The 15,037-nt window shown below is 73.7% G+C and carries 12 protein-coding genes; 6 read left to right on the top strand and 6 right to left on the bottom strand.

All coding sequences use genetic code 11. From position 1 onward, the window contains the following. Positions 1-158 precede the first annotated feature (158 nt). Positions 159-1,232 (top strand): WxL protein peptidoglycan domain-containing protein, encoded by a 1,074-nt coding sequence (locus ACFWAR_RS04040; RefSeq protein WP_385772763.1) that lies wholly within the window; start codon positions 159-161, stop codon positions 1,230-1,232. 60 nt (positions 1,233-1,292) lie between these two features. Further along, positions 1,293-2,483 (top strand): hypothetical protein, encoded by a 1,191-nt coding sequence (locus ACFWAR_RS04035; protein WP_385772761.1) that lies wholly within the window; start codon positions 1,293-1,295, stop codon positions 2,481-2,483. Between the two features lie 90 nt (positions 2,484-2,573). On the opposite strand, the gene ACFWAR_RS04030 is transcribed toward ACFWAR_RS04035, so the two are convergent. From ACFWAR_RS04030 to iolC, 4 genes are read right to left on the bottom strand one after another with little or no spacing between them, the layout of a single operon-like run. Next, positions 2,574-4,073 (bottom strand): CoA-acylating methylmalonate-semialdehyde dehydrogenase, encoded by a 1,500-nt coding sequence (locus ACFWAR_RS04030; RefSeq protein WP_385772759.1) that lies wholly within the window; start codon positions 4,071-4,073, stop codon positions 2,574-2,576. 11 nt (positions 4,074-4,084) lie between these two features. Then, a complete protein-coding gene (gene iolD / locus ACFWAR_RS04025; RefSeq protein ID WP_385772757.1) occupies positions 4,085-5,965 on the bottom strand; it encodes a 3D-(3,5/4)-trihydroxycyclohexane-1,2-dione acylhydrolase (decyclizing) in 1,881 nt (626 codons plus the stop codon). Next, entirely contained in the window at positions 5,962-6,861 is a 900-nt protein-coding gene (gene iolB / locus ACFWAR_RS04020) for a 5-deoxy-glucuronate isomerase (RefSeq protein ID WP_385772865.1), read from the bottom strand. Before iolB ends, iolD begins: the two co-directional genes overlap by 4 nt. Continuing rightward, positions 6,858-7,775 carry a 5-dehydro-2-deoxygluconokinase gene (gene iolC / locus ACFWAR_RS04015; RefSeq protein WP_385772863.1) on the bottom strand — a complete coding sequence of 306 codons (918 nt, stop codon included), beginning with the start codon at positions 7,773-7,775 and terminating at the stop codon, positions 6,858-6,860. Before iolC ends, iolB begins: the two co-directional genes overlap by 4 nt. A 214-nt stretch (positions 7,776-7,989) precedes the next feature. On the opposite strand from iolC, the gene ACFWAR_RS04010 reads away from it, so the two are divergent. The 3 genes from ACFWAR_RS04010 to ACFWAR_RS04000 all read left to right on the top strand — a co-directional run bounded on the left by ACFWAR_RS04010 (position 7,990) and on the right by ACFWAR_RS04000 (position 10,505). Beyond that, entirely contained in the window at positions 7,990-8,904 is a 915-nt protein-coding gene (locus ACFWAR_RS04010) for a sugar phosphate isomerase/epimerase family protein (protein WP_385772755.1), read from the top strand. Between the two features lie 80 nt (positions 8,905-8,984). Then, the gene (locus ACFWAR_RS04005) at positions 8,985-9,995 is read left to right on the top strand and encodes a Gfo/Idh/MocA family protein (RefSeq protein ID WP_385772753.1); all 1,011 of its coding nucleotides are present in this window, start codon (positions 8,985-8,987) and stop codon (positions 9,993-9,995) included. A 309-nt stretch (positions 9,996-10,304) separates the two neighbouring features. Next, positions 10,305-10,505: a MerR family transcriptional regulator gene (locus ACFWAR_RS04000; RefSeq protein WP_354382447.1), complete on the top strand. Its 201-nt coding sequence runs from the start codon at positions 10,305-10,307 to the stop codon at positions 10,503-10,505. 43 nt (positions 10,506-10,548) lie between these two features. Here ACFWAR_RS04000 and ACFWAR_RS03995 read toward each other — a convergent pair whose 3' ends face one another. After that, positions 10,549-12,843 (bottom strand): MMPL family transporter, encoded by a 2,295-nt coding sequence (locus ACFWAR_RS03995; protein ID WP_385772751.1) that lies wholly within the window; start codon positions 12,841-12,843, stop codon positions 10,549-10,551. Between the two features lie 138 nt (positions 12,844-12,981). Here ACFWAR_RS03995 and ACFWAR_RS03990 point away from each other — a divergent pair, with 138 nt between their 5' ends. Further along, complete coding sequence (locus tag ACFWAR_RS03990; protein ID WP_385772749.1) at positions 12,982-13,707, top strand: TetR/AcrR family transcriptional regulator; 726 nt, start codon at positions 12,982-12,984, stop codon at positions 13,705-13,707. On the opposite strand, the gene ACFWAR_RS03985 is transcribed toward ACFWAR_RS03990, so the two are convergent. Next, on the bottom strand, positions 13,685-14,935 hold the full coding sequence (locus ACFWAR_RS03985; RefSeq protein WP_385772861.1) for a cation:proton antiporter: 1,251 nt from the start codon (positions 14,933-14,935) through the stop codon (positions 13,685-13,687). The two genes, ACFWAR_RS03990 and ACFWAR_RS03985, sit on opposite strands and share 23 nt — an antisense overlap. Positions 14,936-15,037 lie beyond the last annotated feature (102 nt).

Genomic DNA, 15,037 nt, shown 5'->3' with positions numbered 1-15,037 from the left:
GGGGCGGCGGTTTTCACAACACCCCGCGCTCTTTATTTTGCCCGCAACACCTCGCTTGCGGTGCCCCCCCCCCCCCCCCCGCCCCGGCCCCGGGGGGGGGGGGGCCCCCCCGCCCCCCCACCACCCTTCCCGTTTCCGTCACGTCTGGAGACCCGCCCATGTGCTCCCGCACCTGCCCGCCCGGCCGAAGCGCCCCCCGAAGCGGCCTTCCCTTCGGCCTTCCCCTCGGGCTGCTCCTCGGCCTGCTCCTGCCGCTCGCCGGCCTGCTCCTGCCCGCCGGGACCGCGCACGCCGCAGAGAACGGCACCTGGGGCGTCTTCCCGACGCCCCCGGCGGGCGCGGCGATGACCGACCGGGCGTACTTCTTCCACCAGGGCACGGCCGGGACCACGGTCAGTGACAGCGTGACGATCCTGAACTCCTCCGCCAAGGACCTGACCTTCCAGGTGTTCGCCACCGATGCCGTGAACACCCCGGCCGGTGGCGCCTTCGCGCTGCTGCCCGTCGAGACGAAGCCCAAGGACGTCGGCACCTGGCTCTCCCTGCCCAAGGACACGGGCACCGTCACCGTCCCCGCCAAGGGCCGCAAGGACATCCCCTTCACCGTGAAGGTCCCCGAGGACGCGACGCCGGGCGACCACGTCGGCGGGATCGTCGCCCTCAACACCGAGGTGGAGGGCGTCCAGAAGGAGGGCAAGGTCCAGGTCGGGGTGAAGCGCTCGGTCGGCGCCCGGCTCTACTTCCGCGTGCCGGGGCCGCTGACCCCCGGCCTGAGCGTCGAGGACGTCCGGGTCCACCGGGACGCGCCCCTGCTGCCGTGGGTGCACGACGCGTCGGCCACCATCACGTACACGCTGGTCAACCGGGGCAACGTGGTGATCGAACCGAAGGTGGCGGTGAGCGCCGAGGGCCTCTTCGGGCGGGACGTGCTGTCCCGCCCGGGGCGGGAGCTGCGGCTGACCCTGCTGCCGGGCCAGCGCATCGAACTGAGCGAACCGTGGCCGGACGCGCCCCAGTTGGACTGGGTCACCGTCAAGGTGACGGCCGGCTCCGCGACGTACCCGGACCTGACCACGACCGGCGGGGCGGAGTTCCTCGCCGTGCCCTGGCCGGCGGCGGGCGCGGCGCTCGTCCTGCTGGGGGTCGGCGTGGCGGCCTGGGTGCTGCGTCGGCGGCGCCGTGCGGACGGGGAACTTCCGCAAACGGCGGGGGACTTGGCTGAAACCCGCTGATCATGAAGGGTGTCCCCAGGTGGCGGCGCTCGTCCGCCACCGCTACGGGGAGGCACTTCCATGGACCGACAGCAGCCCGCCGACCGGACGGCCACGGACACGGTCGCGGGCCCGGCCCTGCTGACCCTGATCGAGCGCGCCTTGAGCACGGGCACCGCCGCCCACCTCCCCGGCCGCGACTTCCTGCGCCTGACCCTCCCGCTCTTCGACGGGGACGGCGGCCACGGGAGCGGGGTCCCGGTCACCGTGGACGTGATCGCCGACGCCGACCGGGCCCCGCACTCGATCGCGTACCTGCTGCCGGGCGGCGGCCTGAACTTCGCCGCCGAGTTCCTCGCCCCGGGCGGGCGGGGCCTCGCCCACCACCTGCGCCGTCGGGGCCACCTCGTCGTCGGGGTCACCCCGCGCGAGGACGCGGCCCGGCCCGGTGACGTCACCGCCGGGTGGGGGCTCGCCGCGCACCGCCGGGACCTGGCCGGGGTGGTGGCCGGGCTGGACCGCGTACTGGGCCTGCCGTACCAGTACGCCGGGCACTCGGCCGGGGCCGCCCTCGCCCTCGACGCGGCCGCCCACGACCCCTCGCCCCGGCTGCGGCGCGTCCTGGCCCTGGACACGACCGGCCCGCTGACCGGCCCGGACGCCGCCCGGGCCGCCGCGACCCGGGACGCGTACGCCGCCCAGCTCGCGGCGGGCACGCACACGAGCGATCCCGGGCTGGCGGGGCTGGTCTCCCGGGCCGTGACGGACCCGGACGGCGCCTCCGCCGTGCCGTGGCCGCCGGACCCGACGCTCCGCTTCACCCACGCGGGCCTGGCCCACTTCGCCCTGATCCGCACCGCCGAGCTGCCGGGCCCGGCCAACTGGATCTACGCCCGGGGCCACGCCGCCGGCAGCTACGCCTTCGGCGCCGCACCGGCCGAGGACCGCTTCACCCTGACCCACACTCCCCTCACCGCATGGCACGCGGCGACGTCCGCCCTGGGCAGCGGGCTGATCCCGGTGGCCCTGCTGCGCGATCTGAGCGCGATCTGGGCGGGCGACGACGCGACGTACGCCCTCGCCTGGGACCGGATCCGCGCGCAGGTGCTCTGGCTCAACACCGAACACGGCCGCGGCGACCACCCCCGCGGCGCGGACCTGATCCGCGCGGCCGGCAACCCCGAGGTCACCTACCGCGTGGTCCCGGGCTACGCCCACGGCGACGCCACCTGGAGCGACACCGCCGCCGAGGACGTGTGGTCCCTCGTGTAGCCGTTCCACGACTTCGACGTGACCACGGGACGGCGGGAACCCCCGGCCGGTGAGGGTTGGCCGGGGGTTCGACGGGGGGCTGCGGGGGCGTCAGTGGTTGCGGGGGAAGCCCAGGTCGACGCCCGAGGGGGCCTCCGAGGGGTCCGGCCAGCGGGTGGTGACGACCTTGCCGCGGGTGTAGAAGTGGATGCCGTCGTTGCCGTAGATGTGGTGGTCGCCGAAGAGCGAGTCCTTCCAGCCACCGAAGGAGTGGTAGCCGACCGGGACCGGGATCGGCACGTTCACGCCGACCATGCCCGCCTGGACCTCCAGCTGGAAGCGGCGGGCGGCGCCGCCGTCGCGGGTGAAGATCGCGGTGCCGTTGCCGAACGGCGAGGCGTTGATGAGGGCGACGCCCTCCTCGTAGGTCTCCGTGCGCAGGACGCACAGGACCGGGCCGAAGATCTCGTCGCGGTAGGCGTCGGAGTCGGTGGAGACGTTGTCGAGGAGCGAGAGGCCGATCCAGTGGCCGTTCTCGTTGCCCTCCACGGTGTAGCCGGTGCCGTCGAGCACGACGTCCGCGCCCTGGGCGGCCGCGCCGGTGACGTAGGAGGCGACCTTGTCGCGGTGGGCCGCGGTGATCAGCGGGCCCATCTCGGAGGTGGGGTCGTTGCCGGGGCCGATCTTGATCTTCTCGGCGCGCTCGCGGATCTTCTCGACCAGCTCGTCGGCGATGGCGCCGACCGCGACGACCGCGGAGATCGCCATGCAGCGCTCGCCCGCCGAGCCGTACGCCGCCGAGACCGCCGCGTCGGCGGCCGCGTCGAGGTCGGCGTCCGGGAGGACGAGCATGTGGTTCTTGGCGCCGCCCAGGGCCTGCACGCGCTTGCCGTTGGCGGAGGCGGTGGTGTGGATGTGGCGGGCGATCGGCGTGGAGCCGACGAAGGAGACGGCGGCGACGTCGGGGTGCGCGAGGAGCGCGTCGACGGCGACCTTGTCACCGTGGACCACGTTCAGCACGCCCGCCGGCAGCCCGGCCTCGGTGGCCAGCTCGGCCAGCTTGTTGGCGGCCGAGGGGTCCTTCTCGCTCGGCTTGAGGATGAAGGTGTTGCCGCAGGCCACGGCCAGCGGGAACATCCACATCGGCACCATCGCCGGGAAGTTGAAGGGGGTGATGCCCGCGACGACGCCGATCGGCTGGCGGATCGAGGAGACGTCCACGCGGTTGGAGACGGAGGTCGACAGCTCGCCCTTGAGCTGCGTGGTGATGCCGCAGGCCAGCTCGACGATCTCCAGGCCGCGGGCGACCTCGCCCAGCGCGTCCGAGTGCACCTTGCCGTGCTCGGCGACGATCAGCTCGGCGATCGCGTCGCGGTTGGCGTCGAGGAGCGCGCGGTAGGCGAACAGCACCTTGGTGCGGGCGGCCAGCGAGGACTGGCCCCAGGAGAGGAACGCCTCCTTGGCGACCCGTACCGCCGCGTCGACCTCTTCGGTCGAGGCGAGCGCGACCTGGGTGGTGACCTCGCCGGTGGCCGGGTCGGTGACCGGGCCGTAGTTGCCCGACGCGCCCTCGACGGTCGTGCCACCGATCCAGTGGTTGACGGTCTTCATGCCTTGCTCCTTCACAGATGGCGACGTCGCTGCGCGGCTTGCCGGTCGTACTCTTCACGGGCTCCGGCCGCCGACGCACGGGTCGCGGTCTCGGCCACAGGAACATCCCACCACGCCGCCGCAGGGGGTGGGCCCGACACAGTGTCGGGCGTTCGGGTCTCCACGTAGACACATGTGGGACGGTCCGCGGCGCGCGCCGCGGTCAGGGCTTCCCGCAGGTCACCGACGGTGCGGGCGCGGAAGACGGCCATCCCGAGGGAGGCCGCGTTGGCCGCGAGGTCCAGCGGGAGCGGCGCGCCGCCGTACGACCCGTCGGGCTCCCGGAAGCGGTAGGCGGTCCCGAACCCCTCGCCGCCGACGGCTCCCGAGAGCCCGCCGATGGAGGCGTAGCCGTGGTTGTCGAGGATGACCAGGCGCAGCGGGACCCTCTCCTGCACGGCGGTGACGATCTCGGTCGGGTTCATCAGGTACGTCCCGTCGCCGACCAGGGCCCAGACCAGGTCCCCGGGCGCGGCGAGGGCGACCCCGAGCGCCGCCGGGATCTCGTAGCCCATGCAGGAGTACCCGTACTCCACGTGGTACTGGTGCGGCGAGCGCGCCCGCCACAGCTTGTGCAGGTCACCGGGGAGGGACCCGGCCGCGTTCACGATCACGTCGTCCGCGGTCACGAGGGAGTCGAGGAGGCCGAGCACCTGCGCCTGGGTCGGCACGGCGCTCTCGTCCGGGGTGGCGTACGCGCGGTCCACGCGCTCCTCCCAGCGCTCCTTCGCGCGGGTGTAGTGCGCGGCGTACTCCGGCGCGACCCGGTGGCCCGCGAGCGCCGCGCGCAGCTCGTCCAGTCCCTCGCGGGCGTCGCCGACGAGCGGCAGGGCGGCCAGCTTGTGGGCGTCGTACGGGTCGAGGTTGAGCCCGACGAAGCGGACGTCGGGATGCTGGAAGAGGGTCGCGGAGGCGGTGGTGAAGTCGGTGAGCCGGGTGCCGGCCGCGATGACCAGATCGGCCTCCCGGGCCAGCTCGGCGGCGGTGTCGGTGCCGGTGTGGCCGACCCCGCCGACCTCGGCGGGGTGGCCGTGGGGCAGGGCGCCCTTGCCCGCCTGGGTGGCCGCGACCGGGATGCCGGTGGCCCGCGCGAAGGCCGCGAGGGCGGCTTCGGCCCCGCTGTGGCGGATGCCGCCGCCCGCGATGAGCAGGGGGCGCGCGGCGGACCGTACCGCCTCGGCGGCCCGCGCCAGCTCGGCGCGGTCGGGCCGTGGGCGGCGTACGGACCACACGCGCTCGGCGAAGAACTCCTCGGGCCAGTCCCACGCCTGGGCCTGGACGTCCTGCGGCAGCGCGAGGGTGACGGCGCCGGTCGCGACGGGGTCCGTGAGCACGCGCATGGCCTGGAGCGCGGCCGGGACCAGCGCCTCGGGTCGGGTGATCCGGTCGAAGTAGCGCGAGACGGGCCGCAGGGCGTCGTTGACGGACACGTCCCCGGCCCAGGGCACTTCGAGCTGCTGGAGCACCGGATCGGCGGGCCGGGTGGCGAAGGCGTCCCCGGGGAGCAGGAGCACCGGGATCCGGTTGATGGTGGCGAGGGCCGCTCCGGTGACGAGGTTGGTCGCCCCGGGGCCGATGGAGGTGGTGACGGCGTGCGCGGAGAGCCGGCCGCTGCGGCGGGCGTAGCCGACGGCGGCGTGCACCATCGCCTGTTCGTTGCGGCCCTGGAGGAAGGGCATCGCCTCCGGCCCGCTCTCCAGCAGCGCCTGCCCGATCCCGGCGACGTTGCCGTGCCCGAAGATCCCCCAGGTCGCGGAGATCAGGCGGGCGCGGCGGCCGTCGCGCTCGGTGTACTGGCGGGCGAGGAAGGCGACGAGGGCCTGCGCGACGGTGAGGTGACGGGTATCGCTCACCGGGCGTCCTCCGTTCGGTCGGCGGCGGGTGCGGGTGCGGGTGCCGGCTCGGGTGCGGGTGCGGCGGTCGGGAAGGGCAGCCTGGGGTCGACCGCCTGGTCGGGCCAGGTGTCCCGGATCCACCCGTGGTCGGGGTGGTCCCGGATGAGCCATTCCCGGGTCTCCCCCGGGCCCGCCATCACGTTCAGGTAGTACATGTCGTGCCCGGGCGCGGCGATGGACGGACCGTGCCAGCCGTCGGGGATCAGCACGGCGTCACCGGTCCGCACTTCGGTGAGGATGTCGGTCTTCCCGGCCGGGGAGGGGCTGACACGCTGGTAGCCGAGGCCCGGGGCGTCGGCGTGCGGGGCGATCTCGTAGTAGTAGATCTCCTCCAGCTCGGACTCGGCGCCGGGGTGGTGCTCGTCGTGCTTGTGCGGCGGGTAGGAGGACCAGTTCCCGCCGGGGGTGAGCACCTCGACCGCGATCAGCCGGTCGCAGGCGAAGACGTCCGCGGCGGCGAAGTTGTTGACCTGCCGCGAACAGTTGCCCGCGCCGCGCAGCTCCACGGGCACCCGCTCGGCCGGTCCGTGACGTGCGGTCAGCCTCCGCGTGGCGCGGGCCCCGGCGAGCGCGAACCGGCCGCCGGCGGCCGAGCCGACCTCGGCGTGCCCGTCGCGCGGCAGGTAGACGAAGTCGCTGACCCCCGCGAACACGTCCGCGCGCCCCCGCAGTTCGAAGACCCGCGTCGACCGCCCGCCCGGCGCGTCGGCGGGCTCGTGGCTGCGGACCGTGCACGCTCCCGCCAGCGGCAGGACGATCCACTCGTGGTCGCCGCAGTCCAGCCGGTACGTCTCGCCCGCTTCGAGGTCCAGTACGCGCAGCTGCGTGTGCGCCATCCCCCACGTCCCCGTCACCGCCACGACGCGAGCACCTCCTCGACCTCGTCGACCACCGGCATCGCCGTGGAGCACGCCAGCCGGGACGCCACGATGGCTCCCGCCGCGTTGGCGAACCGGACCACCCGCTCCAGCTCCCATCCGCCGAGCAGCCCGTGGCACAGCGCGCCGCCGAACGCGTCCCCGGCGCCGAGGCCGTTGACCACCTCCACCTTGACCGGCGCGGCCTGCACCGCGCGGCCGTCGCGGTGGACGGCCAGGACCCCCTCCGGGCCCCGCTTGACCACCGCCAGCTCGACCCCGGCCGCCAGCAGCGCCCGGGCCGCCGCCCAGGGCTCGCTCTCACCGGTGGCGATCGCGCACTCCTCGGCGTTCCCGACGGCGACCGTGGCGGCGGCCAGCGCCCGCTCGTACCAGGGCCGCGGCTCGGAGGACCACAGCATCGGCCGCCAGTCGAGGTCGAAGACGGTGGTCCCGGCCTTCGCCCGGGCCTCCAGCGCGGCCAGGGTCGCGGTCCGGCTCGGCTCGTCGCTCAGGCCGGTGCCGGTCATCCAGAACACCCGGGCGGCGCGCACCGCTTCGAGGTCGAGCTCGCCCGGGTGGATCTCCAGGTCGGGCGCCTTGGGGTGGCGGTAGAAGTAGAGGGGGAAGTGGTCGGGCGGGAAGATCTCGCAGAAGGTCACGGGGGTCGGGTAGGCGGCGACCTCGGTGACCCAGCGGTCGTCCACGCCGAATCCGCGCAGTTCCTCGCGCAGGTAGTCGCCGAAGGGGTCGGCCCCGGTCCGGGTGATCACGGCGGTGCGCCGCCCGAGCCGGGCGGCGGCGACCGCGACGTTGGTCGGCGAGCCGCCGAGGAACTTGCCGAAGGTGTCGGCCTCCGCCAGCCGCACGCCGGTCCTCAGGGGGTAGAGGTCCACCCCGATCCGGCCCATCGTGATCAGGTCGAACCGGTCCGGCCGGTCGTGCGGGTCGTGCTGGTCGTGCTGGTCGTCGGGGGCGGTGGTCACCCGCGGTCCTCCCTGCTCCTCGTCCGGCGCGTCGGCCGGGCTCTGCAACCGGGCCCGTCCACCCCGTTGTCCTCGCGTCTCGCGTCCTCTACGGGCACTCTTGCCCGTCCCCTCGAGCGTCGCACCCTAAGGTGTCGTCATGACGTCATCCCCGCCCGCGTTGACCCGTATCCGCATCGGTTCGGCTCCGGACTCCTGGGGGGTGTGGTTCCCCGAGGATCCCCGGCAGACCGGCTGGTCGCGCTTCCTCGACGAGGTCGCGGACTCCGGCTACGAGTGGATCGAGTTGGGCCCCTACGGCTACCTGCCCACCGATCCCGCGCGCCTCGCCGAGGAGACCGGCAGGCGCGGGCTCAAGGTCTCGGCCGGCACGGTCTTCACCGGACTCCATCACGGGCCCGCCGTCTGGGAGCAGACCTGGGAGCACGTGTCGCGGATCGCCGCCCTGACGCAGGCGATGGGCGCGGAGCACCTGGTGGTCATCCCCTCCTTCTGGCGGGACGACAAGACGGGGGCGGTCCTGGAGGACCGGAACCTGACCGCGCCGCAATGGCGCGAACTGGCCGCCCAGACCGAGCGGCTGGGCCGTGAGGTGCGCGAGCGCTACGGGCTGCGGATCGTGGTCCACCCGCACGCCGACACCCACGTCGACACCCCGGAGAACGTGGCCCGGTTCCTGGACGCGACCGATCCGGAAGCGGTCTCGCTGTGCCTGGACACCGGGCACTACGCCTACTGCGGCGGCGACAGCGTCGAGCTGATCGAGACCTTCGGGGAGCGCATCGGCTACCTCCACCTCAAGCAGGTCGATCCCCGGATCCTCGCCGAAGTCGTCGCGGAGCAGCTGCCCTTCGGTCCGGCCGTGGCCCGCGGGGTGATGTGCGAACCGCCGTCCGGGGTGCCCGCGCTGGAGCCCGTACTGGCGGCGGCCCAGCGGCTCGGGGTGGACCTCTTCGCCATCGTCGAGCAGGACATGTACCCGTGCCCGCCGGAGCGGCCGTTGCCGATCGCCCGGCGCACCCGCGCCTTCCTGCGCTCCTGCGGCGCCCGTTGACCACCCGCCGCACACCGCACGCCACGCCCCCCGATCCCGATCCCCACCCGGATCCCGCCGGACCCTGGAAGAGGTAGCGCATGAGCACGCTCGGCATCGCCGTCATCGGCACCGGAAAGATGGGCAGCGACCACGTCCGCCGGATCGGGCGGACCGTGGGCGGGGCACGGGTGGTGGCCGTGGCCGACCCCGACGGCGACCGGGTCAAGGAGGTCGCGGCCGCGCTGGAGGGCGCGAGCGCCCACACCGACCCGGCGGCCGCCATAGCCGCGCCCGGGGTGGACGCGGTCCTGATCGCCTCGCCCGGGCCCGCTCACGAGGAGTCCGTCCTCCAGGCCCTGGCCCTGGGCCTGCCGGTGTTGTGCGAGAAGCCGCTGACCCCGGACCCGGCGGGCGCGCTGCGCATCATGGAGGCCGAGCAACGGCTGGGGCGCCGACGCGTGCAGGTCGGTTTCATGCGCCGCTACGACGCCGAGTACGAGCGCCTCAAGGAGCTGCTGGACGCCGGGGGCATCGGACGGCCGCTCTTCCTGCACTGCCGCCACCGCAACGCCTCCTCGCCGTCCTTCTTCACCAGCGACATGCTGATCACCGACTCGGTGGTGCACGAGGTGGACGCGGCCCGCTGGCTGCTGGGACAGGAGATCACCGCCGTCACCGTGCTGTCCCCGGCGCCGTCGGGCGCGGCCCCCGAGGGACTGCGCGATCCCCGCCTGGTGCTGCTGGAGACCTCGGGCGGGGCGATCGTGGACGTGGAGATCTTCGTCAACTGCGGCTTCGGCTACCAGGTGCAGTGCGAAGCCGTGGGCGAGGCGGGCAGCGCCCGGATCGGTGACGGCCAGGCGATGGTGGTGCAGGCCGGGGGGCGCTGGGGCGGCGAGATCGCCCAGGACTTCACCGTGCGCTTCGCCGATGCCTACGACCGCCAACTGCGCCGGTGGGTGGCCGCGGCCGCGGCGGGCCGGGTCGAGGGCCCCGACACCTGGGACGGCTACGCGGCGGCGGCGGCCTCGGAGGCGGGCCTCACCGCCTCCCGGACGGGGGCGCGGACGGTGGTCGAGCTGGTGGAACGGCCGACCCTGTACCGCTGAGCCACCGCCCTCCACCGGCGGCCCTCCACCACCGACCCGGCAGCGGTGGCCGATGGCCGGGCGCTGCCGGGGGGGCGTAACCCGTTTGCCCCATCCGACCCCTGTGCCGCTTCTGTCACAGGGGTCGTGGTCCTGTCACACATGTCCGCATTACGCGGGTCTTCCGTCACAGGCGCACGACAGCCCCTCCCCTGGGCTCACTGAGCGTCGTTCTCCGGGCACAACCTTGAGTGATCGTCAGTGTCCACACTCAGGCTCCCCCGACGGCCTCCCGGCCGCCCCCGAGGTGTGGACAAGGAGGTGCCCCAGATGACCGACCGGAAGCTGTGGTCGTACAAGGAGATCGCCGCGCACATCCAGGTCCAGCCGGATACCGTGCGCTCCTATCGCAAGCACGGGCTGCTCCCCCCGCCCGACCACGTCGAGGTCGGCAAGCCCTTCTGGTACGCCGACACGATCCGCGCCTGGGTAGCCCGACGCCCCGGCAACCGGGGCCGCCGCGAGGACTGATCGGCCGACCCGTGCCGGGGTGCCCCCACCCCGGCACGGCCCCCTACGTCCCGACCGGCACCCGGTCGGTGGGCTCGGCCTCCGGCTCCCGCGGACCCTTCCCCTCCGCGCTCGCGTCCCCGCCCTCGCTCAGCCCGAACCGGTCGTGCAGCCTGCGCAGCGGCCCCGGGGCCCACCAAGTGGCCCGTCCGGTCAGCTTCATCACCGCCGGGACCAGCAGGCTGCGCACCACCATCGCGTCCATCAGCACGGCCAGCGCGATCCCGAGTCCCAGCATCTTGGTGTTGGTCACCCGCGAGGTGCCGATGGCCACCATCACCACCGCCAGGATCACGGCCGCCGCGGTGATCAGCCCGCCCGTGCGGGCCAGTCCGGTCCGCACCGCGCCCTCGTGGTCCCCGGTGCGGTCGTACTCCTCCTTGATCCGGGATATGAGGAACACCCCGTAGTCCATGGAGAGTCCGAAGGCGATCGAGAACATCAGCACCGGCAGGGTGGTCTCGATGTCCCCGGTGGAGGTGAAGGAGAGCAGCCCCGAGAGGTTGCCGTCCTGGAAGACCCACACCACCGCACCGAACATCGCGGTCAGGCTGAGCGCATTGAGCAGCACCGCCTGGAGCGGTATCAGCAGGCTCCCGGTGAGCAGGAAGACGAGCAACAGCGTGGCCAGGACGACCAGGGCGAGCGCCCACGGCAGCTGCTCGCCTATCGCCTCCTGCGCGTCGACCAGGACGGCCGCCTGCCCGGTGACCGAGGTCTTGAAGCCCGCGTCCACCGCGCGGACCTCGCCGACCAGGTCCTGGGCCTCCTGCCCCACCGCCTCGCCCTTGCCGACCACCGAGAAGTAGGCGTACTGCCCGGGGCTCCCACCGGGTCCCGAGCCCACCGGCCCGTCGACCCGGACCACCCCGGGCAGCGCGCTCAACCGGCTGCGGTAGGCGTCGTAGGCGGCGGCGTCGGCCGGGCCCTCGGCGAACACGACGAGCTGCGCCGCGGGACCGCCCGGGAAGTCGTCCCGGATCTTCTGCTGGACCAGGTGCGAAGCGGCGGTGGCCGGCAGCTGCCGGTCGTCCACGGTGCCGAACTTCACCCCGAGGAAGGGGAGGCCGAGCAGCAGCAGCCCGGCCGTGGTGACCACCGCGAAGACCGGCGCCCGCCGCATCACCAACGCGGCTCCGCGCGCCCAGCCCCGGCCTTCCGCGTCCGGCGTCCGACGGCCGCGCCGCCACAGCGCCCGCAGGTCGAGGGAGTTGACCCGCTCGCCCAGCAGCACGAGCGCCGCGGGCAGCAGGATCAGCGCGGCGGCCGCCGCGAGCAGCACCACCGCGACCCCGGCGTAGGCGAAGGAGCGCAGGAAGTACATCGGGAAGAACATCATCGCCGAGAGCGACACGGCGACGGTCAGCGCCGAGAACAACACCGTCCGCCCCGCGGTGCGCAGGGTGACCCCCACCGCTTCCTTCGGCTCCCGACCGGCCGCGAGTTCCTCGCGGAAGCGCCGGACGATGAACAGGGCGTAGTCGATGGCGAGTCCGAGCCCCAGGGCCGTGGTGAGGTTCTGGGCGAAGACGGAGACGTCGGTGATCTCGGTGAGCCCGCGCAGGACCGCGTTGGTCCCGAGGATCGCGACGATGCCGATGCCGAGCGGCAGGACGGCGGCCACCGCGCTGCCGAAGACCAGCACCAGCAGGATCAGGGTGAGGGGCAGGGCGATCAGCTCGGCCCGGAGCAGGTCCTCCTGGATGGTGCTGGTGATCTCGCGCTGCACGGCTACGGGCCCGCCGAGGGAGACCCGTACCGGTCCGTGCGCCCCGCGCAGTTCCGGGGCGATCCGGTCCAGCACCTCGGCCGTGGTCTTCTCGTCCCCCTCCACGCGGGCGGCGATCAGGGCCTGGTGCCCGTCCTCGGAGCGCAGCGCGGGTCGGCGGCTCTGCCAGTACGAGCCGACCCCGGCTATCCCCCGCTCCGCGGCGAGCCGCGCGGTCAGCCGGTCCGCCTCGGCGGCGACGGCCGGATCGTCCACCCCGGCCTCCCCGGCGTCCACGAGCAGCAGCAGGTTGGGCTGCGAGGCGGGGAACTCGCGCTCCAGCGCCTCGGTGGCGTAGGTGGACCGGGCGTCCGGATCCTGCCAGCCCCCGCTGCCCATCCGGTCGGCGACCCCGCTGCCCGCGAGCACGGCCAGGGCCGTCAGGACGAGGGCGACCAGGAGCGAGAGCCTGGGCCGCGCGGTGACGAACCGCGTCCAGCCCCCGAGCTCCGGCCCGGGGGCGCCGTGCGCCCCGGCCCCGGCCGCCCCCGCTCGCTGCCCTCGACCCGATGGTTTCTTGACTTCGGACATGTCTCGGTGTCCCCTTCACCGTGATTGCCAGAAGTTAGACTGGCAAACACGAGCAGTCGCTCGCGTTCCCACAGAATGCGAGCGAAGACTCGTGTTTGTCAATCACCCTCGGGAAGGAACGGGAGCGAAGTGCCCGACATGCCGGAAACGTCCGCGCCCGCAGGCGCCGCACCAAAGACCGCGAAGGCTGCGAAGGCCGCGAAGCCCGCGCGCAAGGCGTCGCCCGCCACCGCCGCCGAACCGGCCGCCGAACCGGCCCCGCGCCGCCGCCAGGCCCGCGGCGAGCGCCGGATCGCGCAGCTCCTGGCCGCCGCCGCGGGGGTGTTCTGCCGCACCGGCTACGCCGCGGCGAGCACCAACGCCATCGCGCGCGAGGCCGGTGTCTCCCCCGGGACGCTCTACCAGTTCTTCCCGAACAAGGAGGCCATCGCGGTCGAGCTGGGCGGCGAGCTCCTCAAGCGCGCCCACGAGATGCACGGCCAGGCCTTCCTGCCCGAGAACCTGGTCAAGCCGCTGCCCGAGCTGCTCGACGCGGTCCTGGACCCGGTCATCGCCTTCAACTGCGAGAACCCGGCCTTCTGGGCCCTCATGCACGGCTCGGGCGTCCCCGGCATGACCCAGGAGCACGAGGAGCTGCACGTCGGCCTGCTGGCCCGGGTCGAGGGCGTGTTGAGCAGCTTCGCCCCGGAGTTCACCCCCGAGCAGCTCACGCACGTCTCCAACATGGTGCTGGGCATCTTCAAGTCGTCCCTCGACCTGGTGCTGGCCACCGAGGGCGCCGAGCGCGACGCCTACGTGGCCGAGCTGAAGAAGGTACTGCTGCGCTACCTGGAGCCGATGGTCACCACGACTCCCCCTCGCTGACCCGCGCCCGCGCCTCCCGACCGGCGGCGCGCGCCCCCGCGTCCGCCCCCGCTCCCCCACCCGACCGCAGCCGCAGCGCCAGCAGCGGGAAGACCAGCACGGAGATCATCCCGGCCCCCACCAGCGCCGCCGCCTCGCCCGGTGGCACCATCCCGTCCTGCACCCCGAGCGTGGTGATCGCGACCACCAGCGGCAGCGCCGTCGACCCGAGCAGCACCAGCGCCGCCCGGTCCCGCCGCACGAGGTCGCGCGGCGCCAGCCACCAGATCGGCAGCCCGCGCACCACCAGGAACAGCACCAGGAACACGGGCAGCAGGAGCAGCACCCGCCCGCCCCCGAGCAGGGCCTCCAGGTCGAACTGGATCCCGGTGAGCACGAAGAACAGCGGCACCAGGAAGCCGAAGCCCATCGCCTCCACCTTGGACAGCACCAGGCCGCGGCTCTCGGGCGCGGCCCCCTGCAGGACCAGCCGGGTGATCAGACCGGCGGCGAACGCCCCGAGCAGCACGTCCAGCCCCAGCGCCTGCGCCAGCCCCAGCATCGCCACCAGCAGCAGCATCACCAGGCGCACCGCGAACTGCGCACTGCTGTCCAGCGTCCTGGCGATGACCGTCGAGAGCCAGGTCGCCTTGGGCCGCAGCGCCCAGAACACGGCGGCGGCCGTGAGCACCCCGAAGGCCACCAGCAGGGCCGCGGAGCGCCCGGGCGCCCGCCCGCTGAGCAGCAGGGCCATGGCGATGACCGGCCCGAACTCGCCGATCGCCCCCATGGCCATCACCACGGAGCCGAACCGCCCCCGCAGGTCGCCCGCGTCGCGCAGCACCGGCAGCACCGTGCCGAGCGCGGTGCTGGTCAGCGCGGTGCCGACGTAGACGCCCTTGTCGAAACCGCCGCCGTGCGCGAGCAGGGTGCCCGCCGCCAGCCCCAGGACCAGGGCGATCAGCCAGGCCCCGGCCGAGCGCCTGAGGGTGGCGCCGCCGATCCGGTCGAACTGGATCTCGTACCCCGCCAGGAACATCAGCATCGCGAGGCCCAGCTGACCGAGCACGTCGATCACCGGGCCCGGCGCGGCCCATCCCAGCACGTCGGGCCCGACCAGCACGCCGAGCAGGATCTCGAAGATCACCAGGGGCACCGACACCCACCGGGACACGCCGTACGCGAGCAGGGGCGCCAACACCGCGATCGACATGATCAGGATCAGCGTGAGACTTCCCGAAGCGGACATACCTGCCATTTACATACGGTGCACGCACCGTGTCCACCGGTGATCACAGGCGTCGGCGCTCGCTTCGATACCCCCTAGGGGTATAGTCTGGAGCCATCGGCA

This window comes from Streptomyces sp. NPDC059917 (assembly GCF_042730635.1).
In the GTDB taxonomy this organism is placed as follows: domain Bacteria; phylum Actinomycetota; class Actinomycetes; order Streptomycetales; family Streptomycetaceae; genus Streptomyces.
The sequence above is the reverse complement of the archived record's forward strand: the minus strand, read 5'-3'. Positions and strand labels throughout refer to the sequence as shown.

What these genes read in the sequence shown, in the direction of transcription:
- ACFWAR_RS04010 (WP_385772755.1), top strand. Translation starts at nt 7,990, where the DNA reads ATGACGTCATCCCCGCCCGCGTTGACCCGTATCCGCATCGGTTCGGCT.
- ACFWAR_RS04000 (WP_354382447.1), top strand. Translation starts at nt 10,305, where the DNA reads ATGACCGACCGGAAGCTGTGGTCGTACAAGGAGATCGCCGCGCACATC.
- ACFWAR_RS03985 (WP_385772861.1), bottom strand. Translation starts at nt 14,935, where the DNA reads ATGTCCGCTTCGGGAAGTCTCACGCTGATCCTGATCATGTCGATCGCG.
- ACFWAR_RS04030 (WP_385772759.1), bottom strand. Translation starts at nt 4,073, where the DNA reads ATGAAGACCGTCAACCACTGGATCGGTGGCACGACCGTCGAGGGCGCG.
- ACFWAR_RS04035 (WP_385772761.1), top strand. Translation starts at nt 1,293, where the DNA reads ATGGACCGACAGCAGCCCGCCGACCGGACGGCCACGGACACGGTCGCG.
- ACFWAR_RS04040 (WP_385772763.1), top strand. Translation starts at nt 159, where the DNA reads ATGTGCTCCCGCACCTGCCCGCCCGGCCGAAGCGCCCCCCGAAGCGGC.
- iolC (WP_385772863.1), bottom strand. Translation starts at nt 7,775, where the DNA reads ATGGGCCGGATCGGGGTGGACCTCTACCCCCTGAGGACCGGCGTGCGG.
- ACFWAR_RS03995 (WP_385772751.1), bottom strand. Translation starts at nt 12,843, where the DNA reads ATGTCCGAAGTCAAGAAACCATCGGGTCGAGGGCAGCGAGCGGGGGCG.
- ACFWAR_RS04005 (WP_385772753.1), top strand. Translation starts at nt 8,985, where the DNA reads ATGAGCACGCTCGGCATCGCCGTCATCGGCACCGGAAAGATGGGCAGC.
- ACFWAR_RS03990 (WP_385772749.1), top strand. Translation starts at nt 12,982, where the DNA reads ATGCCGGAAACGTCCGCGCCCGCAGGCGCCGCACCAAAGACCGCGAAG.